This window comes from Helicobacter pylori (assembly GCF_003636935.1).
Classification (GTDB): Bacteria; Campylobacterota; Campylobacteria; order Campylobacterales; family Helicobacteraceae; genus Helicobacter; species Helicobacter pylori_CH.
The window spans coordinates 38,118-63,666 of sequence record NZ_MVVH01000001.1 but is presented as its reverse complement, the minus strand read 5'-3'; the positions used below and the strand labels follow the sequence as shown (position 1 = coordinate 63,666).

Annotated in this window: 24 protein-coding genes and 2 pseudogenes; 21 read left to right on the top strand and 5 right to left on the bottom strand. The window is 39.3% G+C overall.

Translation table 11 applies throughout. The annotated features are described in order from the left end of the window. Nucleotides 1-55: 55 nt before the first annotated feature. From EAL87_RS00290 to mrdA, 8 genes are read left to right on the top strand one after another with little or no spacing between them, the layout of a single operon-like run. Complete coding sequence (locus EAL87_RS00290; RefSeq protein WP_120912510.1) at nt 56-1,174, top strand: lytic transglycosylase domain-containing protein; 1,119 nt, start codon at nt 56-58, stop codon at nt 1,172-1,174. Beyond that, the gene (locus EAL87_RS00285; protein WP_120912509.1) at nt 1,174-2,121 is read left to right on the top strand and encodes a septal ring lytic transglycosylase RlpA family protein; all 948 of its coding nucleotides are present in this window, start codon (nt 1,174-1,176) and stop codon (nt 2,119-2,121) included. The genes EAL87_RS00290 and EAL87_RS00285 overlap by 1 nt, the downstream gene beginning before the upstream one ends. Beyond that, nucleotides 2,118-2,612 carry a KdsC family phosphatase gene (locus EAL87_RS00280; protein WP_120912508.1) on the top strand — a complete coding sequence of 165 codons (495 nt, stop codon included), beginning with the start codon at nt 2,118-2,120 and terminating at the stop codon, nt 2,610-2,612. Before EAL87_RS00285 ends, EAL87_RS00280 begins: the two co-directional genes overlap by 4 nt. Beyond that, the gene (locus EAL87_RS00275; protein WP_025277228.1) at nt 2,587-3,180 is read left to right on the top strand and encodes a hypothetical protein; all 594 of its coding nucleotides are present in this window, start codon (nt 2,587-2,589) and stop codon (nt 3,178-3,180) included. Before EAL87_RS00280 ends, EAL87_RS00275 begins: the two co-directional genes overlap by 26 nt. After that, nucleotides 3,180-3,737, top strand: a complete 558-nt coding sequence (gene lptA / locus EAL87_RS00270; RefSeq protein WP_120912507.1) for a lipopolysaccharide transport periplasmic protein LptA — start codon at nt 3,180-3,182, stop codon at nt 3,735-3,737. The genes EAL87_RS00275 and lptA overlap by 1 nt, the downstream gene beginning before the upstream one ends. Beyond that, on the top strand, nt 3,734-4,360 hold the full coding sequence (gene yihA, locus EAL87_RS00265; RefSeq protein WP_120912506.1) for a ribosome biogenesis GTP-binding protein YihA/YsxC: 627 nt from the start codon (nt 3,734-3,736) through the stop codon (nt 4,358-4,360). The genes lptA and yihA overlap by 4 nt, the downstream gene beginning before the upstream one ends. A 12-nt stretch (nt 4,361-4,372) precedes the next feature. After that, a complete protein-coding gene (locus EAL87_RS00260) occupies nt 4,373-4,816 on the top strand; it encodes a hypothetical protein (protein ID WP_120912505.1) in 444 nt (147 codons plus the stop codon). Beyond that, complete coding sequence (mrdA, locus tag EAL87_RS00255) at nt 4,797-6,563, top strand: penicillin-binding protein 2 (RefSeq protein ID WP_120912504.1); 1,767 nt, start codon at nt 4,797-4,799, stop codon at nt 6,561-6,563. The genes EAL87_RS00260 and mrdA overlap by 20 nt, the downstream gene beginning before the upstream one ends. 492 nt (nt 6,564-7,055) lie before the next feature. On the opposite strand, the gene EAL87_RS00250 is transcribed toward mrdA, so the two are convergent. Together EAL87_RS00250 and EAL87_RS00245 are read right to left on the bottom strand one after the other, a co-directional pair. Continuing rightward, entirely contained in the window at nt 7,056-7,871 is an 816-nt protein-coding gene (locus EAL87_RS00250; protein ID WP_120912503.1) for a MetQ/NlpA family ABC transporter substrate-binding protein, read from the bottom strand. Between the two features lie 145 nt (nt 7,872-8,016). Continuing rightward, nucleotides 8,017-8,613 (bottom strand): peroxiredoxin, encoded by a 597-nt coding sequence (locus EAL87_RS00245; RefSeq protein ID WP_000961654.1) that lies wholly within the window; start codon nt 8,611-8,613, stop codon nt 8,017-8,019. A gap of 238 nt (nt 8,614-8,851) precedes the next feature. Here EAL87_RS00245 and EAL87_RS00240 point away from each other — a divergent pair, with 238 nt between their 5' ends. Both EAL87_RS00240 and EAL87_RS00235 read left to right on the top strand, forming a co-directional pair. Beyond that, nucleotides 8,852-9,853: an ABC transporter substrate-binding protein gene (locus EAL87_RS00240; RefSeq protein ID WP_120912502.1), complete on the top strand. Its 1,002-nt coding sequence runs from the start codon at nt 8,852-8,854 to the stop codon at nt 9,851-9,853. Between the two features lie 197 nt (nt 9,854-10,050). Further along, entirely contained in the window at nt 10,051-11,058 is a 1,008-nt protein-coding gene (locus tag EAL87_RS00235) for an ABC transporter substrate-binding protein (RefSeq protein WP_120912501.1), read from the top strand. Nucleotides 11,059-11,080: 22 nt separating this feature from the next. Here EAL87_RS00235 and EAL87_RS00230 read toward each other — a convergent pair whose 3' ends face one another. Then, complete coding sequence (locus EAL87_RS00230; protein WP_120912500.1) at nt 11,081-12,247, bottom strand: FtsW/RodA/SpoVE family cell cycle protein; 1,167 nt, start codon at nt 12,245-12,247, stop codon at nt 11,081-11,083. A 110-nt stretch (nt 12,248-12,357) separates the two neighbouring features. Between EAL87_RS00230 and flgB the strand changes: the two are divergent. The 6 genes and pseudogenes from flgB to EAL87_RS08450 form a co-directional block, all read left to right on the top strand. Next, a pseudogene (gene flgB, locus EAL87_RS00225) lies at nt 12,358-12,871 on the top strand (flagellar basal body rod protein FlgB). Nucleotides 12,872-12,883: 12 nt separating this feature from the next. After that, nucleotides 12,884-13,369, top strand: coding sequence for a flagellar basal body rod protein FlgC (gene flgC, locus EAL87_RS00220; RefSeq protein ID WP_021303938.1), 486 nt, complete (start codon nt 12,884-12,886; stop codon nt 13,367-13,369). Between the two features lie 127 nt (nt 13,370-13,496). Then, on the top strand, nt 13,497-13,826 hold the full coding sequence (gene fliE / locus EAL87_RS00215) for a flagellar hook-basal body complex protein FliE (RefSeq protein WP_001147916.1): 330 nt from the start codon (nt 13,497-13,499) through the stop codon (nt 13,824-13,826). A 23-nt stretch (nt 13,827-13,849) separates the two neighbouring features. Beyond that, the gene (locus tag EAL87_RS00210) at nt 13,850-13,978 is read left to right on the top strand and encodes a transcriptional regulator (RefSeq protein WP_120912499.1); all 129 of its coding nucleotides are present in this window, start codon (nt 13,850-13,852) and stop codon (nt 13,976-13,978) included. 6 nt (nt 13,979-13,984) lie between these two features. Next, entirely contained in the window at nt 13,985-15,826 is a 1,842-nt protein-coding gene (locus EAL87_RS00205; RefSeq protein ID WP_120912498.1) for a peptidoglycan D,D-transpeptidase FtsI family protein, read from the top strand. Nucleotides 15,827-16,148: 322 nt separating this feature from the next. Continuing rightward, nucleotides 16,149-16,214, top strand: a pseudogene (locus EAL87_RS08450) (AAA family ATPase); the annotation flags it as partial. A 55-nt stretch (nt 16,215-16,269) separates the two neighbouring features. Here the strand turns inward: EAL87_RS08450 and tsf are convergent. Both tsf and rpsB read right to left on the bottom strand, forming a co-directional pair. Then, nucleotides 16,270-17,337, bottom strand: coding sequence for a translation elongation factor Ts (tsf, locus tag EAL87_RS00200; RefSeq protein WP_120912497.1), 1,068 nt, complete (start codon nt 17,335-17,337; stop codon nt 16,270-16,272). Further along, nucleotides 17,337-18,131 carry a 30S ribosomal protein S2 gene (gene rpsB / locus EAL87_RS00195; protein ID WP_000258279.1) on the bottom strand — a complete coding sequence of 265 codons (795 nt, stop codon included), beginning with the start codon at nt 18,129-18,131 and terminating at the stop codon, nt 17,337-17,339. Before rpsB ends, tsf begins: the two co-directional genes overlap by 1 nt. Before the next feature lie 249 nt (nt 18,132-18,380). Here rpsB and EAL87_RS00190 point away from each other — a divergent pair, with 249 nt between their 5' ends. From EAL87_RS00190 to secF, 5 genes are read left to right on the top strand one after another with little or no spacing between them, the layout of a single operon-like run. Beyond that, nucleotides 18,381-21,221 (top strand): RecB-like helicase, encoded by a 2,841-nt coding sequence (locus EAL87_RS00190; RefSeq protein ID WP_120912496.1) that lies wholly within the window; start codon nt 18,381-18,383, stop codon nt 21,219-21,221. A 23-nt stretch (nt 21,222-21,244) separates the two neighbouring features. Next, on the top strand, nt 21,245-22,561 hold the full coding sequence (gene nhaA / locus EAL87_RS00185) for a sodium/proton antiporter NhaA (protein ID WP_120912495.1): 1,317 nt from the start codon (nt 21,245-21,247) through the stop codon (nt 22,559-22,561). A gap of 47 nt (nt 22,562-22,608) precedes the next feature. Next, on the top strand, nt 22,609-22,992 hold the full coding sequence (yajC, locus tag EAL87_RS00180; protein WP_120912494.1) for a preprotein translocase subunit YajC: 384 nt from the start codon (nt 22,609-22,611) through the stop codon (nt 22,990-22,992). Beyond that, nucleotides 22,989-24,566 carry a protein translocase subunit SecD gene (gene secD, locus EAL87_RS00175; RefSeq protein WP_120912493.1) on the top strand — a complete coding sequence of 526 codons (1,578 nt, stop codon included), beginning with the start codon at nt 22,989-22,991 and terminating at the stop codon, nt 24,564-24,566. Before yajC ends, secD begins: the two co-directional genes overlap by 4 nt. Nucleotides 24,567-24,574: 8 nt before the next feature. Further along, complete coding sequence (gene secF, locus EAL87_RS00170) at nt 24,575-25,546, top strand: protein translocase subunit SecF (RefSeq protein ID WP_120912492.1); 972 nt, start codon at nt 24,575-24,577, stop codon at nt 25,544-25,546. The last annotated feature ends 3 nt before the right edge of the window (nt 25,547-25,549 follow it).

The window sequence follows — 25,549 nt, the reverse complement described above, 5'->3', positions numbered from 1 at the left end:
TTCAAGTTTAGTTATAATCAAAGCTGTTTAAAAGCTGAATAGTTATCAGGATATGATGTCAAAAAGAATGGAATATTTTAATAAAAAATGGTTGGTTTTTTTTGTTACCCTTTTATTGGCTTCTTTAGGCCATGCGAAAATGGCTTTTGAATCTAGTATAGACACCAAAACGCTAGAGGCTTTTGGGGTTAATGCGGACTTTTTATCCCAAATGCCAGGCGTTTTAAAAAAAGCGAATAAAGAAGAGGAATGGAAAAAGTTAGTCAAAAGATTTGATGTGAATTACCAGTTCATCCCTATCATTAAAAACATGCTCATAGAAGCGAGCGTGCCGCAAGAATTTTTGTTTTTAGCCATGGCAGAATCTAAGTTTTCATCAAGGGCTTATAGCAGGAAAAAAGCGGTAGGGATTTGGCAATTCATGCCAAGCACGGCTAAAGAATTAGGGCTTAAAGTCAATCATTACATTGATGAAAGAAGAGACCCCATTAAAAGCACTCAAGCGGCGATCACTTACTTGAAACGGCTCTACAAACAAACCGGGGAGTGGTATTTGGTCGCTATGGCGTATAATTACGGCTTACGCAAGGTTCAAAACGCTATCAAAGCCGCCGGCACTTCAGACATTAAGATTTTGCTGGATGAAGATAAGAAATACCTCCCCAAAGAGACACGAGAGTATATCCGCTCCATTCTAAGCCTAGCGTTAAAATTCAACAGCCTAGACAACCTCAAAGATAAAGAATATCTGCTCAATCGTGGGGCGAGAGTGAGTTTAGTGGGCGTCCCATTTAAAAGGCACACTTCTTTAGTCCAAGTGGCCAAAAATTTAAACTTGAGTTTGGAAACCTTAAAATCCTACAACCACCAATTCCGCTATAACATTCTGCCCTCTAAAGACCCCACCTACACGATTTATATCCCTTATGAAAAACTCGCTCTTTTCAAACAACGCCAACTCAAACAAAATAAAAATATTCAAGCTAGCCCTAAAAGCCCTTTCATCACCCATGTGGTCTTGCCTAAAGAAACCTTATCTTCTATCGCTAAACGCTATCAAGTCAGCATTTCCAGTATCCAATTAGCCAATAACCTTAAAGACTCTAATATTTTTATCCACCAGCGCTTAATCATCCCCACCAACAAAAAGTTACTCGCTACAAGGGAATTTTAATGGGTTTAGCGTTAAAAAAAGTTTATTTTTTAGGCGTTATTTTGTTGATTAGCGCTTGTGCAACTAAAAAAGAGGGGGTCAAGAATTTGTCTTACAAACATGAAAGCTTGCGCGCTTATGAAAACGCTAAAGACTATGATCCGACAACCAAAAAACCAACTTATAAGCGCAATTTTTTTGAACGCCATTTCAAACGCCACACCAATTCGCCAAATGACAACACCAAAACGCAAGGTATGGATAACGGCATGCGCGATTCTAGCACGATCCAAAGAGCCACCATGCGCCCTTATCAAGTGGGGGGCAAGTGGTATTACCCCACTAAAGTGGATTTAGGCGAAAAATTTGATGGTATTGCGAGCTGGTATGGTCCTAATTTCCATGCTAAAAAAACCAGTAATGGGGAAATTTATAACATGTATGCCCACACCGCTGCGCACAAGACTTTACCCATGAACACCGTGGTGAAAGTCATCAATGTTGAAAACCATTTAAGCACCATTGTGCGCATCAACGATAGAGGGCCTTTTGTGAGCGATCGCATCATTGATTTGTCTAATGCGGCCGCTAGGGATATTGATATGGTTCAAAAAGGCACGGCCAATGTGCGTCTTATTGTTTTGGGCTTTGGTGGGGTTGTCTCCAAACAATACGAACAATCCTTTAACGCCAGCTCTTCAAAGATCTTGCACAAGGAATTTAAAGTCGGCGAGAGCGAAAAAAGCGTGAGCGGAGGGAAATTTTCCTTACAAATGGGGGCTTTTAGAAACCAAATAGGCGCTCAAACTTTAGCGGATAAATTGCAAGCAGAGAATAAAAATTACAGCGTTAAGGTTGCTTTTAAAGACGATTTGTATAAAGTTTTAGTTCAAGGGTTTCAAAGCGAAGAAGAGGCTAGGGATTTTATGAAAAAATATAACCAGAATGCGGTTTTAACGAGAGAATGATTAAGTTATTGCTTTTAGACATGGATGGCACGCTCACAGACGGATCGTTGTATTTTGATGAAAATTTTCACGAGATGAAGGCTTTTAACGTCAAAGACGGGCTTGGCATGACGCTATGGCAAAAATTAGGCAAAAAAATCGCTATCATTACAGGAAGAACTTCAACAATGGTCAAAAAACGCATGGAGAGTTTGGGCGTTCAGTTTGTTTTTATGGGCGTTGAAAATAAAAGCGTGGTTGTGGAGCGGCTCAAAAAAGACTTGCAATTGAAAGCAAACGAAATCGCATGCGTGGGCGATGATTATAACGATTTAGGCATGTTTAAGGCATGCGCTTTGAGTTTTGCCCCTTTTGATGCACACCCTATCATTAAAAGCAAGGCCTATAAGGTGTTGCAAAACTTGGGGGGCAAGGGGGCTGTTAGGGAAGCGATTGATTATCTTTTGACATTAGAAGGCTTGCAAGATGAAGCGCTCAAGTTTTACCTCTAATAGCGTTTTAAACTTTTTTGTGGTTTTATCTTTCATCACGATAGGGTTAGTTTTTTTCTTTTTGCGTTCCCAACCCACTAGCGTGGTCTCTAAAGAAAATATCCCTAAAATTGAATTAGAAAATTTTAAAGCGTTTCAAATCAACGATAAAATCCTTGATCTGTCCATAGAGGGTAAAAAAGCCTTGCAATACGATGATCATGAAATCTTTTTTGATTCCAAAATCAAGCGCTATGATGAAGACACCATTGAAAGCGTTGAATCCCCCAAAGCCAAGCGGCAGCAGGATTTGTATTTCTTCCCTAATGGGGTTACTTATAAAAGAAGCGATGATTCTAGTTTTTGGAGTGAAACAGGGATTTACAACCATAAAGAGCAAAATTTTAAAGGCAAGGGCCGTTTCATTCTCACTTCAAAGGATAGCAAGATTGAAGGGCTTGATATTTCTTATTCGCATGTTTTAGCCGTTATTGAAGCTCAAAGCATTCAAGCGCATTTATTCTTAGATGAAATCAAACAAAGCCAAAAAGAAAAGAAAAAACTCCCCACTTTCAAAGGAGGATTTTAATGCGTTGGTGGTGTTTTTTTGTGTGTTGTTTTGGTATTTTAAGCGTGATGAGCGCGCAAAAAACAGATAATAAGGGTTTGAAAAAAGAAAGAGAACTTTTAGAAATTACCGGCAACCAATTTATAGCGAACGACAAAACCAAAACCGCCGTTATTCAAGGCAATGTGCAGATCAAAAAAGGTAAAGATCGGTTGTTTGCGGATAAGGTGAGCGTGTTTTTAAACGATAAACGAAAGCCAGAGCGCTATGAAGCCACAGGGAACACGCATTTTAATATTTTTACAGAAGATAATCGTGAAATCAGCGGGAGCGCTGACAAACTCATTTATAACGCGTTGAATGGGGAATACAAATTGTTGCAAAATGCGGTGGTCAGAGAAGTGGGGAAATCTAATGTCATCACCGGCGATGAAATCATTTTGAACAAAGCTAAGGGTTATGCTGATGTGTTAGGGAGCGCGAAACGGCCCGCTAAATTTGTGTTTGATATGGAAGATATTAATGAAGAAAATCGTAAGGCTAAATTGAAGAAGAAAAGCGCTAAGGAAAAACCATGATTACCATTAAAGACGCTCATTTTCTCACTTCTTCAAGCCAACTTTTTCAATGCCCTGCGAGCCTGACTTCTGAGATGGTCATTTTAGGGCGCAGCAATGTGGGTAAAAGCTCGTTTATTAATACTTTATTAGGAAAAAATCTCGCCAAAAGTTCAGCAACGCCTGGAAAAACCCGTTTAGCGAATTTCTTTTCCACCACTTGGGAAGATAAAGAAAACGCCTTAACGACCACTTTTAATGTGATTGATTTGCCCGGGTTTGGCTACGCTAAAGTTTCTAAAAGCTTGAAAAAAGAATGGGAGGGGTTTTTATGGGAATTGTTGAACATGAGGACTTCAATCAAACTTTTTATCCATTTGATAGACGCGCGCCATTTGGATTTAGAAATTGATAAAAACGCTAAAGAAAATATTCAAGCCCTTTTAAGGCCCGATCAAGCCTACCTTTCTCTTTTTACGAAATTTGACAAATTGAATAAAAACGAGCAACACCGCCTTTTTTTAAACGCTCCTAAACCTTTTTTAATCAACACCACCCATTTTAACGCTCTTTCTTCAAAATACCCAACCCTTGAAATAGTGCGCCAAACCCTTTTGAAATACTTGCTCACTAACCCTTTATAAGCCGCAAAAACCATGCTCTCTTTAAAACAAGATTCCTTTTTTTTCTTATGTTTAGGGATTTTTGGTTTTTATTTTTATAGCCTTTTAAGGGATTTGATGCCTTTTTTACCCCCCATGATTGGGTTTTTATTCTTGTTTTATGCGAAAAAATACGATCATTTTCTGCCCAGTTTGAGCGTGTTTAGTTGTTTGTTTTGGTTTGAGAGCATGCATTTAAAGACTTTAGGCGTTTTGGCTTTATTGTTTTTAATCTACCATCAAATCGTCTATAAAAACTCTTTAAAGCTTTTTAATGACAGCTTTTTATTCAAAACTTTGCATGTCTTTTTGGTTTATTACCTTTATTTATCGCGCTTTTTTTCGGTGTCTTTGAGTTTGAAAACACTCGGTTTTCTCGCTCTTTTTGCTTTAATAGAGAGCGCTTTATGGGGTTTGCATGAAAAGTCTTCGCTATAAGCTTTTGCTCTTTGTTTTTGTAGGGTTTTGGGGGTTACTAGCCTTAAATTTATTCATTTTAAGCGTTAAAAATCAAGAATACTATGAAAAACTGGCTGAACGCAACATGACTAAAAAGGAGTTTCTAGTCCCTACAAGGGGTAATATTACAGACAGAAATGATGAGTTTTTAGCCACTAATGAATTGGTGTTTGGCGTGTTTTTGCCCAGTAGATTGAGGCAAAAAGAGCTTTTAGAAAAAATTGAAGTGATCCAAAAGTTTTTCCCTAACTTTTCCAAAGAAACGCTTTTAAACAACTATCAAAAAGAAAATTCGCTTTATAACCATAATCTCATTAAAGTGGTTGGCTTCATTCCTTATGCCGCCATGCAATCCCTTTATACCAAACTCATTCAAACTCAAGGCATTTTTGTGCGCCCTTTAGACAAACGCTACTACCCTAATAACGCTTTAGCTTCGCATGTCTTAGGCTATGTGGGGGTGGCAAGTTTGCAAGATTTAAAAGACGATGAAGAAAATCAATACAGCCAGATTGTGGGCAAAACCGGCGTTGAAAAAGAATACAACAAGCTTTTACAAGGCAAGGTGGGCTATAAAATCATGCATGTCAATGCGCTCAATCAAGAATTAGCCACATTAGAAGTAGTGCCACCAAGCACCAACAACCATTTGCAATTGAGTTTAGACAAACGCTTGCAAAAAGAAGCGGACAAACTCTTTGAAAACAAAAGGGGGGCTATTTTAGTGATGAACGCCGAAAATGGGGAATTGCTCGTTGCAGGGAGTTACCCTGAATACAATTTGAACGATTTTGTAGGCGGGATCAGTCAAGACAAATGGCAAAAACTTCAAGATGATGTTTATAACCCCTTACTAAACCGCTTCGCTAACGCCTTGTATCCGCCGGGTTCTGTGGTTAAAATGGGCGTGGGGTTGAGCTTTTTAGAAAACCTTAATATCACAGAAAACACCACCATACCCACTCCGCCTTTTATTGAAGTGGGCAAGCGCAAATTCAGGGACTGGAAAAAAACAGGGCATGGCAATTCTAATTTGTATAAAGCCATTAGGGAGTCTGTGGATGTGTATTTTTATAAATTTGGGCTTGAAATCTCTATAGAAAAACTCTCTAAAACTTTAAGGGAAGTGGGCTTTGGGGAAAAAACGGGCGTTGATTTGCCGAATGAATTTGTGGGGATTGTGCCGGATAGTTTATGGAAAATCAAACGCTTCAATCAAGACTGGCGCGTTGGGGACACGCTCATTACGGCTATTGGGCAAGGCTCTTTTTTAGCTACGCCCTTGCAGGTGTTAGCCTATACGGGACTCATTGCTACGGGCAAACTGGCAACGCCTCATTTTGCTATCAACAACCAACAACCGCTCAAAGACCCCCTAAATAGCTTTCAAAAAAAGAAGCTCCAAGCCTTGCGCGTGGGCATGTATGAAGTGTGTAACCATAAAGACGGCACCGCTTATCATTCCACAAGGGGTTCTAAAGTTACTTTAGCGTGCAAGACTGGCACCGCGCAAGTCGTGGAAATCGCTCAAAACATCGTCAATCGCATGAAAGAAAAGGATATGGAATATTTCCATCGATCCCATGCGTGGATTACCGCATTTTTGCCTTATGAAAAACCCAAATACGCTATCACGATTTTAGTAGAACATGGGGAAGGGGGGTCAAAACTAGGGGGCTTGTTAGTGAAAATGAGCAATAAACTCTATGAGCTTGGCTATCTTTAATAAAATTTTAAATCTTTTCAAAAACGCGACTCTCTAAACGCTAAAAACCATTAGCCAGCTTGTTTCCAACTCATTCCACCGCTCTATAACCCATTCTAACGGGTGGTTTAAAACTGGTCTTTATTATAAAGAATATTCTAAAAGCGTAACTTTAATGAGATTCAGGCTTGCTGTATGTTTGGCTTTGTTCCAATCGCATATTGACAGCTGAAGTCTTGTTTAATCTTTTTAAAAATGGGGTTTTAGTTATTTGGCTTCATCGTTTTAGATTTGATCATTATTTTCTTAAAGGGATAAGGGAGGGTTATTTTGCGCCATTTCCCCCCTTAAGAATTAACGCTTTTAAGAAATTATTGCTTGATTAGTGCAAGCTCTTTTCGTTTTATTTTAAAAATACTTTTAGCGTTTTTAATGCTATATGAGAAAAGAGCTTTTGATTAGCGCCTAAAAGCACCCCCCATTCATCTTAAAGATGAATTTTATCCAAATGGCTTAAAAAGCCGGGATAATCGCTCCCTTATAGGTATCCAAAATGAATTTTCTGGTCTTTTCACTCTGCAACGCTTCAATCAGCGCTTTTATGGCTTCATCTTGCGCGTTATCCTCACGAGCGGCTATTAGATTGGCATAAGGCGAGTCCTTGTCTTCTGAAAATAAGGCTCCGGTGAGTTTTGCTTGCAAGGCATAATTCCCTGTTACAATAGCCCCATCCACATCCCCTAAAACTTTAGGCAATAGCGCAGCTTCTAAAGGCTTGATTTTGATGTTGTAAGGATTTTTGACAATATCAAACTCCGTAGCGTATAGATTGCTTGGGTCTTTGAGAGCGATAAGGCCTTGTTTATGGAGTAAAATCAACGCCCTGCCTTGATTGGCCGGATCATTTGGCACAGCAATCACTGAGCCTTTTTTAAGGTTTTTAATGTCTGTGATTTTTTGAGAATAAAATCTCAAAGGCTCCACATGGATATTGGCCAAACCAACAAGGTGCATTTTTCTGTCCAAATTAAACCGATCCAAATAAGGGCGGTGCTGGAAGTAATTCGCGTCTAAAGAGCCGTCATTGAGCGCTAAATTAGGCAACACATAATCCGTAAAAGACACGATCACTAATTTGATCCCTTTCTCTTTCAAATCGTCCACGACTGATTGCAAGATTTGTGCATGCGGCACGGGGCTAGCGCCCACTTTAAGCTCACGAGTGATTTTGCGGTCTTCTTTTTTTTCTTTGTGGTGTTTGGCGTCTAAGAGGTTAAAAAAACCTAAAACAATAGCAGTTATGCAAATAATACGCTTGAATGTATTCATAAAAACCCTTTATTAAAAAAAATTAATTCAAAAATGATAAAAAGATAAAACGATACGAAAATTTTAGAAACTGGCAAAGAATAAAAAGAAAAGGATTCAACCAAGAAAAACAAAGTTTCTCTTGATCGAACAGCGGATTAAACCATTAAAGGTTAATGGAATTTTCTTTAAGATATTCTGCAACGCCTTTATGAGTCGCTTTCATACCTTTATCGCCTTTTCTCCAACCTGCTGGGCATACTTCGCCATGTTCTTCAAAGTGTAAGAGAGCGTCTACCATGCGAAGCATTTCATCAGCATTCCTACCCAATGGCAAGTCGTTGATCACTGCATGCCTTACTTTCATGTTTTTGTCAATCAGGAAAGCCCCTCTCAAAGCGATCGCTTCTTCAAACAGCACATCATAGTCTCTAGAAATGCTCTTAGTAATATCAGCCACCATGGGGAAAGTTACTTGACCAATACCGCCTTTTTCTACAGGGGTGTTTTTCCATGCAAAATGCACTTGTTCGCTGTCAATAGACACGCCAATCACATTAAAGCCTTTTTCTTGGAAGTCTTTCACTCTTTTATCAAACGCAATGATTTCTGTAGGGCATACAAAAGTAAAATCTTTTGGCCAAAAGAAAAGGATCACACCATTTTTGCCTAAATTTTTAGAAAGCTCAAAGTGTTCATCAACCTCATTGTTTCCTAAAACGGCAGGCGCTTTAAAATCGGGGGCAAGTTTTGTAACTAACATATACAACTCCTTAGTGTTATTAAAATTTTGTTGGATCAAAATTAAACCTGAATAGATTCAATTTTACTATGCTTTCCACTCAATCAGCGGAAACATAGTGGAGTATATTCTTAAAAAGTTAATGAAAAGATATTTCCTTTTAAATTTTAAGATTTTGTGAAAAAAAGTTTCATTTTCACTGCTTGTATTTCCTTAATGGTGTTATAATCGCTCCATAAATCATACGAAAGGAATTGTCATGCTAATCGCTCGCTTTAAAAAAGCTTTAATTTCCTATTCTTTAGGCGCGCTTATGGTTTCATCGTTATTAGGCGTGGCTAACGCTTCAGTGCAAGAAGTCAAAGTCAAAGATTATTTTGGGGAGCAAACCATAAAGCTTCCTGTTTCCAAAATAATCTACTTGGGTAGCTTTGCAGAAGTGCCTGCTATGTTCCATACTTGGGATAGGGTTGTAGGCGTTTCGGATTACGCTTTTAAATCTGATATTGTTAAAGCCACCCTCAAAGATCCTAAACGCATTAAATCCATGAGCAGTGATCATGTGGCAGCGTTGAATGTGGAGCTTTTAAAAAAACTTAGCCCTGATCTTGTGGTAACCTTTGTGGGCAACCCTAAAGCGGTAGAGCATGCGAAAAAATTTGGCATATCATTCCTTTCTTTCCAAGAAAAAACCATTGCAGAAGTCATGGAAGATATTGACGCTCAAGCTAAAGCCTTAGAAGTTGACGCTTCTAAAAAACTGGCCAAAATGCAAGAAACTTTGGACTTTATTGCTGATCGTTTGAAAGATGTCAAAAAGAAAAAGGGCGTGGAACTTTTCCATAAAGCCAATAAAATCAGCGGCCATCAAGCTCTCGATTCAGATATTTTAGAAAAAGGGGGTATAGACAATTTTGGCTTGAAATACATCAAATTTGGGCGTGCTGACATTAGCGTGGAAAAAATCGTTAAAGAAAACCCTGAAATCATTTTCATTTGGTGGATAAGCCCGCTTAGCCCTGAAGATGTGTTAAACAACCCCAAATTTGCTACTATTAAGGCCATCAAAAACAAGCAAGTTTATAAACTCCCCACAATGGATATTGGCGGGCCAAGAGCCCCGCTCATTAGTCTTTTTATCGCTTTAAAAGCCCACCCTGAAGCGTTTAAGGGCGTGGATATTAACGCGATAATCAAAGATTATTATAAGGTGGTTTTTGATTTGAATGATGCAGAAGTTGAACCATTCTTATGGCATTGATTTTTAAAAAAGGATAAGCTTTTTAGCCTTTCGTGTATCGCGCTAGGCTTAGAATAAGCCTTATAATTAAAATTTTCTTCCATATTTTTACCTTATTTTTATCTTTTAAGATTTTATGAAAAATAGTTTCATTTTTACTATTGTTATTTTCTTAGTAATGTTATAATCGCTTTATAAATCATACAAAAAGGATCGTTATGTTAGTTACTCGCTTTAAAAAAGCTTTCATTTCTTATTCTTTAGGCGCGCTTGTCGCTTCATTATTATTGAATGTGTGCAACGCTTCAGCGCAAGAAGTCAAAGTCAAGGATTATTTTGGGGAGCAAAATATAAAGCTTCCCGTTTCTAAAATAGCCTATATAGGGAGTTATGTAGAAGTGCCTGCCATGCTTAATGTTTGGAATAGGGTTGTAGGCGTTTCAGATTACGCTTTTAAAGATGACATTGTCAAAGCCACTCTCAAAGGCGAAGAACTTAAACGCGTCAAACACATGAGCACCGATCATACAGCCGCACTAAATGTAGAGCTTTTGAAAAAACTTAGCCCTGATCTTGTGGTAACTTTTGTGGGTAACCCTAAAGCGGTAGAGCATGCGAAAAAATTTGGTATATCATTCCTTTCTTTCCAAGAGACAACGATTGCAGAGGCCATGCAAGCCATGCAAGCTCAAGCCACGGTCTTAGAAATTGACGCTTCTAAAAAATTCGCCAAAATGCAAGAAACTTTGGACTTTATTGCTGAGCGTTTGAAAAATGTTAAAAAGAAAAAAGGGGTGGAGCTTTTCCATAAAGCCAATAAGATCAGCGGCCATCAGGCCATTAGCTCAGACATTTTAGAAAAAGGGGGCATAGACAATTTTGGCTTGAAATATGTTAAGTTTGGGCGTGCTGACATTAGCGTGGAAAAAATCGTTAAAGAAAACCCTGAAATCATTTTCATTTGGTGGGTAAGCCCACTCACGCCTGAAGATGTGTTAAACAACCCCAAGTTTTCCACTATCAAAGCTATTAAAAACAAGCAGGTTTATAAACTCCCCACGATGGATATTGGCGGGCCTAGAGCCCCACTCATTAGTCTTTTTATCGCTTTAAAAGCCCACCCTGAAGCCTTCAAGGGCGTGGATATTAATGCGATAATCAAAGATTATTATAAAGTGGTTTTTGATTTGAATGATGCAGAGGTTGAACCTTTTTTGTGGCACTAATTTTTAAAAGGGCTAATATTCTTTAGCCTTTCGTGTATCGTGCTAGGCTTAAAACAAGCCCTATAGCGATACAATTCGCTAAAAGCGAACTCCCTCCATAGCTCAAAAACGGCACTGCAAGGCCTTTAACCGGAAAGATTCCGCCCACCCCAAAAGCATTAATCACCAAAGAAAACCCTAAAAGCAGCACCACGCCCACGCAAAATAGCGAATATTTTGGCTCTTTCAAGCGGTTAGCGATCCTAAAAATCAAAACAATCAAAACAGAAAACAAAATAAAACAAACGCATAGCCCCAAAAAACCCCATTCTTCGGCGATCCCAGCTAAAACCATGTCCGTATGCACTTCGCTTAAAAACCCGAGCTTGATTTGCCCTAGCCCAAGCCCTTGGCCTAGTAGCCCCCCATTATGCATGGCGTTGCTCGCATGAAAGACTTGATAGGATTCGGGCAAGTCGCTTATTCTAAGAGCGTTGGCTAATTTATCCGGTAAAAGCGTGAAAAGCGAATTTTGCAAATTAGACCACCACAATTTTAAGCGTAAAATCCTATGAGCGCTCGTAACAATCGCTAAAACGCTGATCGCAAACGCCCCTGAAACAATCAAACCAACCAAATGCGTGCTACCCCCAGAAAAAACCAACAGCACGACTAAAACCGCCCCCAAAAGAACAATCTGCCCCAAATCGTTTTGCAAAACCCCCACTCCAAGCGCTAATACCATGAACACAAACGAATAAGGCACAAAAGTGATGAGTTCTTCTTTGACATTGATCCTTTTTTTGGCCACAAAGGTGCGAGACAAACTCCATGCAAGAAAAAAGGTAAAACCGATCTTTAAAAACTCTAAAGGCGCTAGAGAGAAAAACCCCAAACGGATCCAGCGCTTCGCCCCCCCTGCGCTACTAGAAAGGCTTTCAGGCAAAACAGGCATGGCAATGATGAGTAATGATGGGATAAAAAGGAGCGAAAACCCTAAAGGGCTGAACCATTTTTTAGGATCAACCCTAGACAACCCCCACATGATAACAATCCCTATGATCGCACTTGAAAGCTGGCGTATGAAAAAATGGAATTCCCCATAATGATACAGCACCACTGTGGTGTAAGTTGAGAGCGAATAACTCATCAATACCCCCAAAAAAATCAACAACGAAGCGCAAAAAAACAGGTTTCTGTCTGTAGTCATTAGGATTTCCTTATTTTTGGTTTTTGAATAGGCGTTATCTTAAGGTATTTTAGGGGTATTTTACACTATAATGACTCTGAATTGGCTTATCGCTCAAGCTTAAGCATGCTTTGAAATTGATCGCATTCTTTGATGAGGAAGCGAGTTAATTTTGGAATGTTTTTTGCATGCTTTGATAAGGGTTGAATGAAAGGGGTTTTGATGGATTTTTCTAAAGCGTTTGGATTGGTTTATAAAGCGCTAGATTATAGGGCTTTAAGGCAAGATATGATCGCTTCTAACATCGCTAATGTGGATACCCCCTTTTACAGGCCAAAGGATTTGGATTTTGAAAGCGTTTTAGCGAAGAAAAAAGCAGAAATTTTTGAAAACCAGTCTAGTAAAGTTTTGCCATTAGCCCACACTAACCCTAGGCATTTAGACTTTGAAAATAGTGCTAAAGATGGGGCAAGCCTTTTTTTTAGAGATGGGCATTTGGCTAAAAATGATGGCAACAGCGTAGATTTAGACATAGAAACGAGCGAAATGGGTAAAAACTCCACCATGTATTTAGCCTTGAGTTCAGCCGTAAAAAAATATCGAGGCGTGATCAATTACGCCATTGATTCCAGTAAGAATTTATAGTTAAGGGAAAGCATGTTTTTATCTTCTTTTGATATTAGCGGTTATGGTTTGTCCGCCCAACGCTTAAGGGCTAATTTGATTTCTTCTAATATCGCTAACGCTAACACCACGCGCACGAGCGAAGGAGGCCCTTACAGGAGACAAGAAGCGGTGTTTAAGGCTTTTGATTTCAATGAGATTTTGAATCAAAAAATCGCTCAAAACAACCAAATGACCCCCTATGAAGACCCCTTAGATGAAGGCGATGACAACCCCTTAATCCCCATCACAAGCGTGGTGGTGGATAAGATTGTGCGCGATGATAGCGAGCCGTTGATGAAATACGATCCCAGCCACCCTGACGCTAACGCTCAAGGCTATGTGGCTTACCCCAATGTGAATGCGGTGGTTGAAATGGCAGACTTAGTGGAAGCGACTAGAGCCTATCAGGCCAATGTTGCCGCCTTTCAAAGCGCTAAAAACATGGCGCAAAATGCGATTGGCATGTTACAAACATGAATGATTTTCAGCAATTTATGGTAGTATAAGGAAATTCAGGTAGTATTAGCCAAAGATCAGTAGAATACAGAAATGAATAAGATATTTAATAGAGTTAAAATTTTAAAAAAGAGCTTAAGGAGGTTCTATGCAAGCCATACACAATGATAAAAGCTTATTGAGTCCTTTCTCTGAGCTTAACACAGACAATAGGACTAAAAGAGAAGAATCAGGTAACGCCTTTAAAGAACAAAAGGGTGGGGAGTTTTCCAAACTCTTAAAACAATCTATCAATGAGCTTAACAACACTCAAGAGCAATCTGATAAAGCCTTAGCCGACATGGCGACAGGGCAAATCAAAGATTTGCACCAAGCGGCTATCGCCATAGGGAAGGCTGAAACAAGCATGAAACTCATGCTTGAAGTGCGTAACAAAGCGATCAGCGCTTATAAAGAGCTTTTAAGAACGCAGATCTAGTCTCTTAAGTGGCTTCTCTTTAAATGATCGCTTGGTCTTTCTCTTTAAGAGAGCGATCTTTTTTTGCAACACCTAATCCTAGTAGGTTTTACCATCAAAAATTCATGCTTTCATGCGTTGTGAAAATCCAACGCTACGCCATTTCTAAGTAAGCGTTCATGGATAAAAATAACATTGACTCCAACCCAGAGCAATTTTTACAAACCCAAAGATACAAGTGCGCTTCTACTGGTCTAGTTTTTTTATTGCTTTTTTTCATTTTCTTATTGGTGGCTTTCAAAAAAGCTTTTTTTGCACAAACTAACATGCCCAATCTAGTGATGAGCAAACAAGATGTTGCCACTAGAGGGACTATCTATAGTCAAGACAACTACAGCCTAGCCACTTCGCAAACCCTTTTCAAACTGGGCTTTGACACGAGGTTTTTAAACCCGGATAAAGAAGATTTTTTCATTGATTTCCTTTCTGTTTATAGCAATATCCCTAAAAACTCCCTAAAAGATGCGATCAACACGAAAGGCTACACGATTTTAGCCTATGATCTCACGCCCAATATGGCCGCTAATATTAGGGACTTGAATAAGAAATTTTTAGCCTTTGGGGTTTTCCAAAATTTCAAAGACGCGCACGATAAAGTGTGGCAAAAGCAAGGGCTAAACATTGAAGTGAGCGGCGTTTCTAGGCATTACCCTTACCAAAATAGCCTAGAGCCAATCATTGGCTATGTGCAAAAACAAGAAGAAGACAAACTCACTTTAACTACCGGTAAAAAAGGCGTTGAAAAATCTCAAGATCACTTGCTTAAAGCCCAACAAAATGGCATAAGAACAGGCAAAAGAGATGTGAGCTTTAACTTCATTCAAAACCACTCTTACACAGAGGTTGAGCGCCTTGATGGCTATGAGGTGTATTTGAGCATTCCTTTAAAACTCCAAAGAGAAATTGAAACCCTATTAGATAAAACTAAAGACAAACTCAAGGCTAAAGAAATCCTAGTGGGTATCATTAACCCTAAAAGCGGGGAAATCTTATCGCTAGCTTCAAGCAAGCGCTTCAATCCTAACGCCATTAAAACCAGCGATTATGAAAGCTTGAATTTGAGCGTTGCCGAAAAGGTTTTTGAGCCAGGCAGCACGATTAAGCCCATTGTTTATTCCTTGCTGTTAGACAAGAATTTAATCAACCCCAAAGAGCGCATTGATTTAAACCATGGCTATTACCAATTAGGAAAATACACCATTAAAGACGACTTTATCCCTAGTAAAAAAGCCGTTGTGGAAGACATTTTGATCCAATCTAGCAATGTGGGCATGATAAAAATCAGTAAAAACTTAAACCCAGAGGATTTCTATAACGGGCTTTTAGGCTACGGGTTTTCTCAAAAAACCGGCATTGATTTATCCTTAGAAGCCACAGGAAAGATCCCTCCTTTATCTGCTTTCAAGCGTGAAGTGTTAAAAGGGAGTGTCTCTTATGGCTATGGGTTGAACGCGACTTTTTTGCAGCTTTTAAGGGCTTATGCGGTGTTTTCTAATGAAGGCAAATTGACTACCCCCTATTTAGTGCAACGAGAAACCGCCCCTAATGGCGATATTTACATCCCTAGCCCCAAACCCACTTTTCAAGTCATTAGCCCCAAAAGCGCTAGGAAAATGAAAGAAACCTTAATCAAAGTGGTGCGTTATGGCACAGGTAAAAACGCTCAATTTGAAGGGTTATACATAGGGGGCAAAACCGGCACGGCTAGGGTTGCTAAAAACGGGAGTTATAGCGCAGAGTCCTACAACAGCTCTTTTTTTGGGTTCGCTGAAGATGAAAGGCAGGTTTTTACTATCGGCGTGGTTATCTTAGGCTCGCACGGCAAGGAAGAATATTACGCTAGCAAGATTGCAGCCCCTATTTTTAAAGAAATCACCGAAATTTTAGTGCGTTACAATTATCTATCGCCCTCTATTGCGATTCAAAATGCGTTGGAGAAAAACCGCTTTAAAATAAAATAAAAGGCTCTTTTCAACCCAACCCCAAAAAGGAGTTTTAAGTTGCCGGCTCTGTGGCATTAAGGCCAAATTTAGAGGACAGATTAGAAAAAATCTGTTTGAGTTAGATTGAACCCAATTAAATAGAATAAGATCTGCATGATCCCTAGAAAGACAATCAAAACTAACCCTTAAATCAAAAAAGAATGCGAATTAACTTGTTATTGTAATTTAAACGCAAGGTTTACAATAGGCGAATGTTCAAAATTTAATCAAAATAATGTAGAATTAGAGCAAATATAAAAAATTAGCATATCAACTAGGCTCATTAAAAGGCGAAATTCAAATGATTAAAAGCATAGAGATTGAAAATTACAAAAATTTCAAGCATCTTAAAATGGAAAATTTTAAATAAAGAAAGTTGAAAGGTTAGAAGAAACAACCTTTAAAGGTTGTTTGCTAAAATCTCACTTCATTTGCAAAGCCACTTCTTCAGCGAAATTCTCTGCCTTTTTCTCAATGCCTTCGCCCAATTCAAAACGCGCATACTCAGTGATTTTTAAATCATCATTCCATTCTTTGGAACAATCAGCAACCACTTGAGCGATAGTTTTTTTATCGTCCATGACATAGAATTGCCCTAAAAGGGTCAAGCGTTGATCAATAAGGGTGTTATCAGCGATGAACCTTTCCATTTTTCCAGGAACGATTTTATCCCAGATTTTTTCAGGCTTGCCCTGCACTTTTAATTCGTCTTCAAAGGCTTTTTTTTGATGGGCTAAAACTTCATCGCTCAATTCAATGCGACTCCCAAAAGTGGGGATGTTTTTCAAAGGTTTGCCCAAGCGTTTGGCCTCTTCGTTGTCTTTTTCAATTTCAGCGATCAGGGCTAAAGTTTCTTTTTTGACAAAATCAAGGCTAAAGTCTTTGCAATCTAACACTTGAGGCTTCATCGCTGCGGCATGCATAGCGATGTTTCTAGCCAGTTCCACCACTTTTGGAGCGTTTTTCTCATTATCGTATTTTATACCGATTAACACGCCCACTCTGGCGTTAGAATGTGCATAACCATTGATGATATGAGAGCTAGAGGCTTTTAAATGAGCGATTTTCCTCACTAAAATGTTTTCACCAATGACAGCGATTTGAGAGTGCAAATATTCTTCAAAAGGCTTGTTGTCTAACGGGCTTTTAAGCAGTTCTTCTGTGGTATGGATATTGTGGTTTTTGATCGTTTCTAAAGTTTTTTTAACCAATTCCTTAAAGCCCTCATTTTTAGCCACAAAATCCGTTTCGCTATTGATTTCTACCATCATCGCGCTTTTAAAATCAGGCGCCACTTCTAAAGCGACTACGCCTTCAGCAGCGATCCTATCGGCTTTTTTAGCGGCTTTACTCAAGCCTTTTTCGCGCAAGAAATCAATAGCCTTTTGCAAATCCCCAGCCACTTCCACAAGGGCTTTTTTGCAATCCATCATGCCCGCATTGGTTAAATCCCTTAATTTTTTGACTAATTGAGCGCTAATTCCTGACATTATTCAGCTCCTTGAGTGATTTCTTTTTGGATTTCAGCGAGCATTTCTTCTTTTTCTTCATTGCTCACATACTCTATCTCTTCGCTATTTTCATCCGCATGGACGATTTCTTCTTGCATGAGTTCTCGCCCCTCTAAAATCGCTTCGCTCATTTCTTTACAAAATAGCCTGATAGAGCGGATCGCATCGTCATTTCCAGGAATGGGGTAATCCACTAAATCAGGGTCGCAGTTAGTGTCTAAGGGAGCCACGATAGGGATATGGAGTTTTCGTGCTTCAGCGACAGCGATTTTTTCTTTAGCCACATCAATCACAAAAATCATATCAGGGATTTTTTTCATGTGGCGCACCCCACCAAGATACTTATCCAGCTTTTCTTTTTTCCTTAAAATCATGAGCTTTTCTTTTTTAGTCAATAGATCAATTTGACCGCTATTTTCCATTTCTTCAATGATTTCTAATTTCCTCACCGATTTTCTAATGGTGCTAAAATTAGTCAGCATGCCACCAAGCCAGCGGTAATTGACATAAGGGACTTGAATGCTTTCAGCAAATTCTTTCAAAGTCTCATTGGCTTGTTTCTTAGTGCCTACAAACATGATGCTTTTGCCTTGAGCGCTCGCATCACGCACGATATTATAAGTGTATCTAAAATAGCGCAAGGTTTTTTGCAAATCAATAATATGGATATTTTTCCTAACGCCAAAAATGAATTTTTTGGTTTTAGGGTTCCAACGCCTTGTTTGGTGTCCAAAATGCACACCGCATTCTAATAAATCTTTCATGGTTACCATGAGAATATTCTCCTTAAAGTTATTTTGGTTCTCTTCCTCCATGCTCATTTGATTCTTAAATTCTTAAGAACACCTAAATACAAGGATTAGCATGTGTGAATTTGACGCTGTCTTTGCCTTGTTCCTATTAAAATGATAGAAAAACGACAAAACCCTATGATTATAGCAAAAGATTAAGGTTTTTTAGCTTAAGTAAAAAAGGCTTTTAGGTTATAATAAAGACAAAATAGAATTTTAGGATAGATCTCAATGGATACAAAAAGACAATGCATGGCTTTAAAGGCTTCAGCAGGGAGCGGGAAGACTTTCGCTTTGAGCGTGCGGTTTTTGGCCCTATTGTTTAAGGGGGCTAATCCTAGCGAGATTTTAACGCTCACTTTCACTAAAAAAGCCACCGCTGAAATGAAAGAGCGCATTTTAGACTATTTAAAAATTTTGCAAAAAGAAAACCTTGAAAATGAAAAAGAAAAATCCCAAAATATCCTGAAAGAATTAGAAGAAAAATACCATTTAAACCCTAGTTTGGTGCAAAATAGCGCTCAAAAAATCTACCAACGCTTTTTAAACGCTGAAGTGAGAATCAGCACCATTGACGCGTTTTTTCAAAGCATTTTAAGGAAATTTTGCTGGTTTGTGGGGTTGAGTGCGAATTTTGAAGTCAATGAAGACACCAAAGCGCACCAGCAACAGCTTAATGAGGGTTTTTTGAGCGCTTTGAATAACGAACAGCTTGAAGAATTGAGCGTTTTTATCGCTCAATGCTTAAGCTATGATAATTACACGAGCGATTCCGTTTTAGAGCGGTTGCGTTTTTTAAAAAACAAGCTCTATTTATTTGATCCTAACAAGAAAGAGCCTGCATTTGATGAAAAGGGTTTTTTAGAAAAACTAAGGAGCTTAAACGAACAAATTCAAAGCATAGAAACAGCGTCAGATAGGGCTAAAAAAGCCATTAAATGCGATAGTTTTAGGGGATTTTTAAACAGCTCTTTAACCTGGCTTGAAAAAAAGAGCGAATACCTCTATTTTAAAAAACTCAAAAATGAAGTCCCCACTTTAGAGAGCGAATGCGAAGAGATTGAAAACGATTTAAAACGCTATTATGAAGCCAAAGAAACCGCAATATTTAAAAAATTCCCTAAATTCATCCAGCTTTATGATAACGCCACTTCTAAAATCCAAGCCCTAGATTTTGATGCGATTAAAGATAAGGTTCATGTCTTATTGAATGGTTATGAAGAAATGCCGGCGGAGTTTTTTTATTTCAGATTAGACAGCAAGATCGCGCACATTTTGATTGATGAGTTTCAAGACACGAGCTTGAACGATTATAAGATTTTAGCCCCTTTTATTGATGAGATTAAAGCCGGGATAGGGCAAGCAAAATGGCACAGGAGCGTGTTTTTTGTGGGCGATGTCAAGCAGAGTATTTATGCCTTTAGGGGGAGTTTTAGCTCTTTGTTTGAAAGCGTTTCTAAGGATTTTTACCACGATAATTTGGAATTCAACCACCGCAGTGCGCCTTTAATTATTAATTATGTGAACACCTTTTTTAAAAGAGCTTATCAAAATTCCCCCACCGCTTATTTGGAGCAAAAATACCCTAAAACTTCTCAAAATAAACATGCTACAGACGGCTATGTTAAAGTCTCTTTAGTGGCTGATGAAAGAGAATTGTTGTTAGAACAAATCTTACAAGAAGCTCAAAACCTTTTAGAACATCGTATTGATCCTAAAAACATTACCATTTTATGTGCCACTAATGACGACGCTTTAGAAATCAAAAATTATTTGCAAGAGTATTTGAGCGAAATTTGCCCAAGCACGGAATCTAGCGCGAGATTGTCTCAATTTGTAGAGTCTAAAATCATTAAGAACGCTTTAGAATACGCTTTAGCGGAAGAACCTTACAAGCCCTTTTATAAGCACAGCGTTTTAAAACTCGCTGGATACTTGCATGATGATGCGATCGCTTTACCTGGTTTTAACCCCAAAAAAGAGAGCGTGGCAGGCTTTGTGTGGAAGGTGATGGAATTGTTTGAGCTTTATGGAGAGTGCGCGCAAAGCTGTTTGGAATTAGCGGTTGGGTGCGAAGACGCCGATGGATTTTTAGAAAAATTAGAGGCTAAAGCGATCGCTTCTTTCAATGCAAAAGGCGCGCAGATCATGACCATTCACAGATCTAAAGGCATGCAATTCCCTTATGTGATCGTGTGCGAACGCTTGGGCAATCCTAAATCAAATCACTCCAATCAACTCCTTGAAGAATATGACGGTGCAGAGCTTGCACGCCTTTATTACAGAATGAAAAATCGTGAGGTGGTGGATAAAGATTACGCCAGGGCTTTAGACAAAGAAGAAGCGGCTAAAGATCATGAAGAAATTAATGTGTATTATGTCGCATTCACTAGGGCTGAGTTAGGGCTGATTGTCGTGGCTAAAGACAAGAAAGAAAGCAAAAAAGAAAGCAAAAACAAAACAATGCGCGAAAGATTGGATCTTACGCCTTTAAAAGAGGGAGAAATTATGCCGGTTATTTCTCATAGAAAAGAGCCTTTAATTACAAGCACTCTCATCAAGCCCCATGCCTATGGCGAGCAAGTCCAAGAGATAGAAGAAGAGCCAGATAGCGATTATGAAAAGAATAACGACCAGGAAGCGATCAATTTTGGTATCGCTTTGCACAAGGGGTTAGAATACCAATACGCTTATAACATTCCTAAAAAAAGCGTTTTAGAATATTTAAACTACCATCATGGTTTTTATGGTTTGGATTATCAAGCGTTAGAAGAAAGTTTAGAGCTTTTTGAAAACGATACAGAGATACAAACTCTTTTTAAAAACAACGCCCTAAAAGGCGAAGCGGCTTTTTTATTCCAAGGCGTTGTGTCTAGGATTGATGTTTTGTTGTGGGATAGGGGGCAAAATTTGTGTGTTTTAGATTATAAAAGCTCTCAAAATTACCAGCAAAGCCATAAGGCACAAGTGTCTCATTACGCTGAGTTTTTGAAAACTCAAGCCCCCCATTTTAAGATACAAGCGGGCATCATTTACGCTCATAAAAGACTGCTTGAAAAATTATGGGTTTGAAAATAAAAATTTTAAGGTTGTCTATGAATCTCAAAAAAACAGAAAACGCGCTCAGTTTGACGCTTAAGAACTTCATTAAAAGCGAGTCTTTTGGAGGGATTTTCCTCTTTTTGAACGCTGTTTTAGCGATGGTGGTGGCTAATTCGTTTTTAAAAGAAAGTTATTTTGCGCTATGGCACACCCCTTTTGGGTTTCAAATAGGGGATTTTTTTATCGGCTTTAGTTTGCATAACTGGATTGATGATGTTTTAATGGCGTTATTCTTTTTAATGATAGGCTTAGAGATCAAGCGAGAATTATTATTTGGGGAATTATCCAGTTTCAAAAAAGCTTCTTTTCCTGTGATTGCGGCTCTTGGGGGCATGATAGCTCCAGGATTGATTTATTTTTTTCTTAACTCCAACACGCCCTCTCAGCATGGTTTTGGGATCCCTATGGCGACAGATATTGCGTTCGCTTTAGGCGTGATCATGCTTTTAGGCAAGAGGGTGCCAACCGCCCTAAAGGTTTTTTTAATCACTCTAGCGGTGGCTGATGACTTGGGGGCTATTGTGGTGATCGCGCTCTTTTATACCACGAATTTAAAATTCGCATGGCTTTTAGGGGCTTTAGGGGTGGTTCTGATTTTAGCGGTATTGAACCGCTTGAATGTCCGCTCGCTTGTCCCTTACTTGCTTTTAGGGGTGTTGCTTTGGTTTTGCGTGCATCAAAGCGGTATCCATGCGACAATCGCTGCAGTGGTTCTAGCTTTTATGATACCGGTGAAAATCCCTAAAGATTCTAAAAATGTAGAGCTTTTGGAATTAGGCAAACGATACGCAGAGACGAGTTCAGGAGCACTTTTAACCAAAGAGCAGCAAGAAATCTTGCATTCTATTGAAGAAAAAGCGAGCGCTTTACAAAGCCCCTTAGAAAGATTGGAGCATTTTTTAGCCCCCATCAGCGGGTATTTCATCATGCCTTTATTTGCGTTTGCAAACGCTGGGGTGAGCGTTGATTCTAGCATCAATTTAGAAGTGGATAAGGTGCTTTTGGGGGTTATTTTAGGGCTTTGTTTGGGCAAGCCTTTAGGGATTTTCTTAATCACTTTTATAAGCGAAAAGCTTAAAATCACCGCACGCCCTAAAGGCATCAGCTGGTGGCATATTTTAGGGGCTGGGCTTTTAGCAGGGATTGGCTTTACCATGTCTATGTTTATTTCTAATCTGGCTTTCACGAGCGATCATAAAGACGCTATGGAAGTGGCAAAAATTGCGATTTTACTCGGATCTTTGATTTCTGGGATCATAGGGGCTTTGTATTTGTTTGCGCTAGATAAAAGAGTGGCTTTAAAGAAATAGCTAAAAATGCTATAATTTGAGATTAAAACATCTTTTAAGGAAATTAAATGGGACAAATTAAAGAAATTCTAACAACGGTTTTACCCTTTGCGGTGTTGTTTCTTATTTTTTATTTTTTGATCGTTCGTCCGCAACGCCAGCAACAAAAAAAGCATAAAGAAATGATAGAGGGCTTGACTAAGGGCGATAAAATCGTTACTCAAGGAGGGCTCATCGTTGAGGTGCTTAAAGCGGAAGCGAATTTTTTTAGCGTGAAGCTCAATGATGACACCACCGCTAAACTTTCTAAAAACTATGTAGCGTTCAAATTAGACGAATTGGATCAATTTGGTTTGGCAGAGCCTATAGTCATCCAGCAAGGCAGAGAAGAAATTTCGGCAAGATTATCCGGCACTAAGACTTTGAAACAACGCCAAATAACAACTGAATGAAACTTTTTAACCCTCGTTTAATCGTTTTTATCTTTGCGCTTCTTTTAGGGGTAGGGTTTTCTGTGCCTTCTTTGCTAGAGACTAAAGGCCCTAAAATCACTTTAGGTTTGGATTTAAGGGGGGGGTTGAACATGCTTTTAGGGGTGCAAACCGATGAGGCTTTAAAAAACAAGTATTTAAGCTTGGCGTCTGCTTTAGAATACAACGCTAAAAAGCAAAACATCTTGCTTAAAGACATTAAATCCAGCTTAGAAGGGATCAGTTTTGAGCTTTTAGATGAAGATGAAGCGAAAAAATTAGACGCGCTTTTATTGGAATTGCAAGGCCATAGCCAGTTTGAAATCAAAAAAGAAGCGGAATTTTATAGCGTGAAGCTCACCCCTTTAGAGCAAGAAGAATTGCGTAAAAACACGATTTTGCAAGTGATAGGGATCATCCGTAACCGCTTGGATCAATTTGGTTTGGCAGAGCCTATAGTTATCCAGCAAGGCAGAGAAGAAATTTCGGTGCAATTGCCCGGTATTAAGACTTTAGAAGAAGAACGGCGTGCTAAAGATTTGATTTCAAGATCCGCTCATTTGCAGATGATGGCGGTGGATGAAGAGCACAATAAAGATGCGATGAAAATGACGGATTTAGAGGCTCAAAAATTAGGCAGCGTGTTGTTGTCTGATGTGGAAATGGGGGGTAAAATCTTGCTCAAAGCGATCCCTATTTTAGATGGCGAAATGCTTACGGACGCTAAAGTGGTGTATGATCAAAACAACCAGCCGGTGGTGAGCTTCACTTTAGATGCGCAAGGGGCTAAGATTTTTGGGGATTTCTCAGGCGCGAATGTGGGTAAACGCATGGCGATCGTTTTAGACAATAAGGTTTATTCAGCCCCAGTGATCAGGGAGCGTATTGGTGGGGGGAGCGGGCAAATTAGCGGGAATTTTAGCGTGGCTCAAGCGAGCGATTTGGCGATCGCTTTAAGGAGTGGGGCGATGAGCGCGCCCATTCAGGTTTTAGAAAAAAGGATTATAGGCCCGAGTTTAGGGAAAGACAGCATTAAAACTTCCATTATCGCTCTCATAGGGGGTTTTATTTTGGTGATGGGCTTTATGGTGCTTTATTACTCTATGGCGGGAGTGATCGCTTGCATGGCGTTAGTGGTCAATCTTTTTTTGATTGTGGCGGTCATGGCGATTTTTGGAGCGACGCTGACTTTACCGGGAATGGCAGGGATTGTTTTAACCGTGGGGATTGCCGTGGATGCTAATATCATTATTAATGAGCGCATTAGAGAAGTCTTAAGAGAGAATGAGGGCATCGCTAAAGCGATCCATTTAGGCTATATCAATGCGAGTAGAGCGATTTTTGATTCCAATATCACTTCCTTGATCGCTTCGGTGTTGTTATACGCTTATGGCACAGGAGCGATCAAAGGCTTTGCCCTCACCACAGGCATTGGGATTTTAGCCTCTATTATTACCGCTATTGTAGGCACGCAAGGGATTTATCAAGCCCTTTTACCTAAACTCACTCAAACGAAAAGCCTTTACTTTTGGTTTGGCGTGAATAAAAGAGCTTAGGAGGTTTTATGGAATTATTCAAACAAACTAGAATCTTAAGCTTCATGCGTTATTCCAATTATGGGGTGGTTGTTTCAGCGATCTTAGCGCTTCTAGCGTTAGGGCTTTTGTTTTTCAAAGGGTTTTCTTTAGGGATTGATTTTGCGGGGGGGAGTTTGGTGCAGGTGCGTTACACTCAAAACGCTCCCGTTAAAGAAGTGCGCGATCTGTTTGAAAAAGAAGCTCGCTTTAAAGGCGTGCAAGTGAGCGAATTTGGCTCTAAAGAAGAAATTCTAATCAAATTCCCTTTTGTAGAAACGGCTGAAAACGAAGATTTGAACGCTATCGTGGCCAACATTCTAAAACCCAGCGGCGATTTTGAAATCCGTAAATTTGACACCGTGGGCCCTAGAGTGGGGAGCGAATTGAAAGAAAAGGGCATTTTGTCGCTGATTTTAGCTTTAATGGCGATCATGGTTTATGTGAGTTTCCGCTATGAATGGCGTTTCGCTTTAGCGAGCGTTATTGCGCTTGTGCATGATGTGATTTTAGTGGCAAGCTCGGTGATTGTTTTTAAGATTGATATGAATTTGGAAGTGATTGCGGCCTTGCTCACATTGATTGGGTATTCCATTAATGATACGATCATTATCTTTGATCGAATCAGAGAAGAAATGCTCTCTCAAAAAACGCAAAATGCTGCCAAGGCCATTGATGAAGCTATTTCTAGCACGCTCACGCGCACGCTTTTAACTTCTTTAACCGTGTTTTTTGTGGTGTTGATTTTGTGCGTGTTTGGGAGTAAGATCATCATTGGCTTTTCATTGCCCATGCTAATAGGCACGATTGTGGGGACTTATAGCTCTATTTTCATCGCCCCTAAAGTAGCGTTATTGTTAGGCTTTGATATGGGTAAATATTATGAGAATGAGGCTAGAAAAATCAAAAAAGCTCAAGAGAAAGAAAAAATGCGCCGTTTGTATGAGGGCGGTCAAGTTTAAGGA

Excerpts from the sequence above, each read along its gene's own strand:
- secF (WP_120912492.1), top strand. The coding sequence starts at position 24,575 with ATGGAATTATTCAAACAAACTAGAATCTTAAGCTTCATGCGTTATTCC.
- EAL87_RS00210 (WP_120912499.1), top strand. The coding sequence starts at position 13,850 with ATGATCGCTTGGTCTTTCTCTTTAAGAGAGCGATCTTTTTTTGCAACA.
- fliE (WP_001147916.1), top strand. The coding sequence starts at position 13,497 with ATGCAAGCCATACACAATGATAAAAGCTTATTGAGTCCTTTCTCTGAG.
- EAL87_RS00240 (WP_120912502.1), top strand. The coding sequence starts at position 8,852 with ATGCTAATCGCTCGCTTTAAAAAAGCTTTAATTTCCTATTCTTTAGGC.
- EAL87_RS00285 (WP_120912509.1), top strand. The coding sequence starts at position 1,174 with ATGGGTTTAGCGTTAAAAAAAGTTTATTTTTTAGGCGTTATTTTGTTG.
- EAL87_RS00230 (WP_120912500.1), bottom strand. The coding sequence starts at position 12,247 with ATGACTACAGACAGAAACCTGTTTTTTTGCGCTTCGTTGTTGATTTTT.
- lptA (WP_120912507.1), top strand. The coding sequence starts at position 3,180 with ATGCGTTGGTGGTGTTTTTTTGTGTGTTGTTTTGGTATTTTAAGCGTG.
- EAL87_RS00190 (WP_120912496.1), top strand. The coding sequence starts at position 18,381 with ATGGATACAAAAAGACAATGCATGGCTTTAAAGGCTTCAGCAGGGAGC.
- EAL87_RS00290 (WP_120912510.1), top strand. The coding sequence starts at position 56 with ATGTCAAAAAGAATGGAATATTTTAATAAAAAATGGTTGGTTTTTTTT.
- tsf (WP_120912497.1), bottom strand. The coding sequence starts at position 17,337 with ATGTCAGGAATTAGCGCTCAATTAGTCAAAAAATTAAGGGATTTAACC.
- EAL87_RS00280 (WP_120912508.1), top strand. The coding sequence starts at position 2,118 with ATGATTAAGTTATTGCTTTTAGACATGGATGGCACGCTCACAGACGGA.
- yihA (WP_120912506.1), top strand. The coding sequence starts at position 3,734 with ATGATTACCATTAAAGACGCTCATTTTCTCACTTCTTCAAGCCAACTT.
- yajC (WP_120912494.1), top strand. The coding sequence starts at position 22,609 with ATGGGACAAATTAAAGAAATTCTAACAACGGTTTTACCCTTTGCGGTG.
- EAL87_RS00205 (WP_120912498.1), top strand. The coding sequence starts at position 13,985 with ATGGATAAAAATAACATTGACTCCAACCCAGAGCAATTTTTACAAACC.
- mrdA (WP_120912504.1), top strand. The coding sequence starts at position 4,797 with ATGAAAAGTCTTCGCTATAAGCTTTTGCTCTTTGTTTTTGTAGGGTTT.
- secD (WP_120912493.1), top strand. The coding sequence starts at position 22,989 with ATGAAACTTTTTAACCCTCGTTTAATCGTTTTTATCTTTGCGCTTCTT.
- EAL87_RS00235 (WP_120912501.1), top strand. The coding sequence starts at position 10,051 with ATGTTAGTTACTCGCTTTAAAAAAGCTTTCATTTCTTATTCTTTAGGC.
- nhaA (WP_120912495.1), top strand. The coding sequence starts at position 21,245 with ATGAATCTCAAAAAAACAGAAAACGCGCTCAGTTTGACGCTTAAGAAC.
- EAL87_RS00250 (WP_120912503.1), bottom strand. The coding sequence starts at position 7,871 with ATGAATACATTCAAGCGTATTATTTGCATAACTGCTATTGTTTTAGGT.
- EAL87_RS00260 (WP_120912505.1), top strand. The coding sequence starts at position 4,373 with ATGCTCTCTTTAAAACAAGATTCCTTTTTTTTCTTATGTTTAGGGATT.
- rpsB (WP_000258279.1), bottom strand. The coding sequence starts at position 18,131 with ATGGTAACCATGAAAGATTTATTAGAATGCGGTGTGCATTTTGGACAC.
- flgC (WP_021303938.1), top strand. The coding sequence starts at position 12,884 with ATGTTTTTATCTTCTTTTGATATTAGCGGTTATGGTTTGTCCGCCCAA.
- EAL87_RS00245 (WP_000961654.1), bottom strand. The coding sequence starts at position 8,613 with ATGTTAGTTACAAAACTTGCCCCCGATTTTAAAGCGCCTGCCGTTTTA.
- EAL87_RS00275 (WP_025277228.1), top strand. The coding sequence starts at position 2,587 with ATGAAGCGCTCAAGTTTTACCTCTAATAGCGTTTTAAACTTTTTTGTG.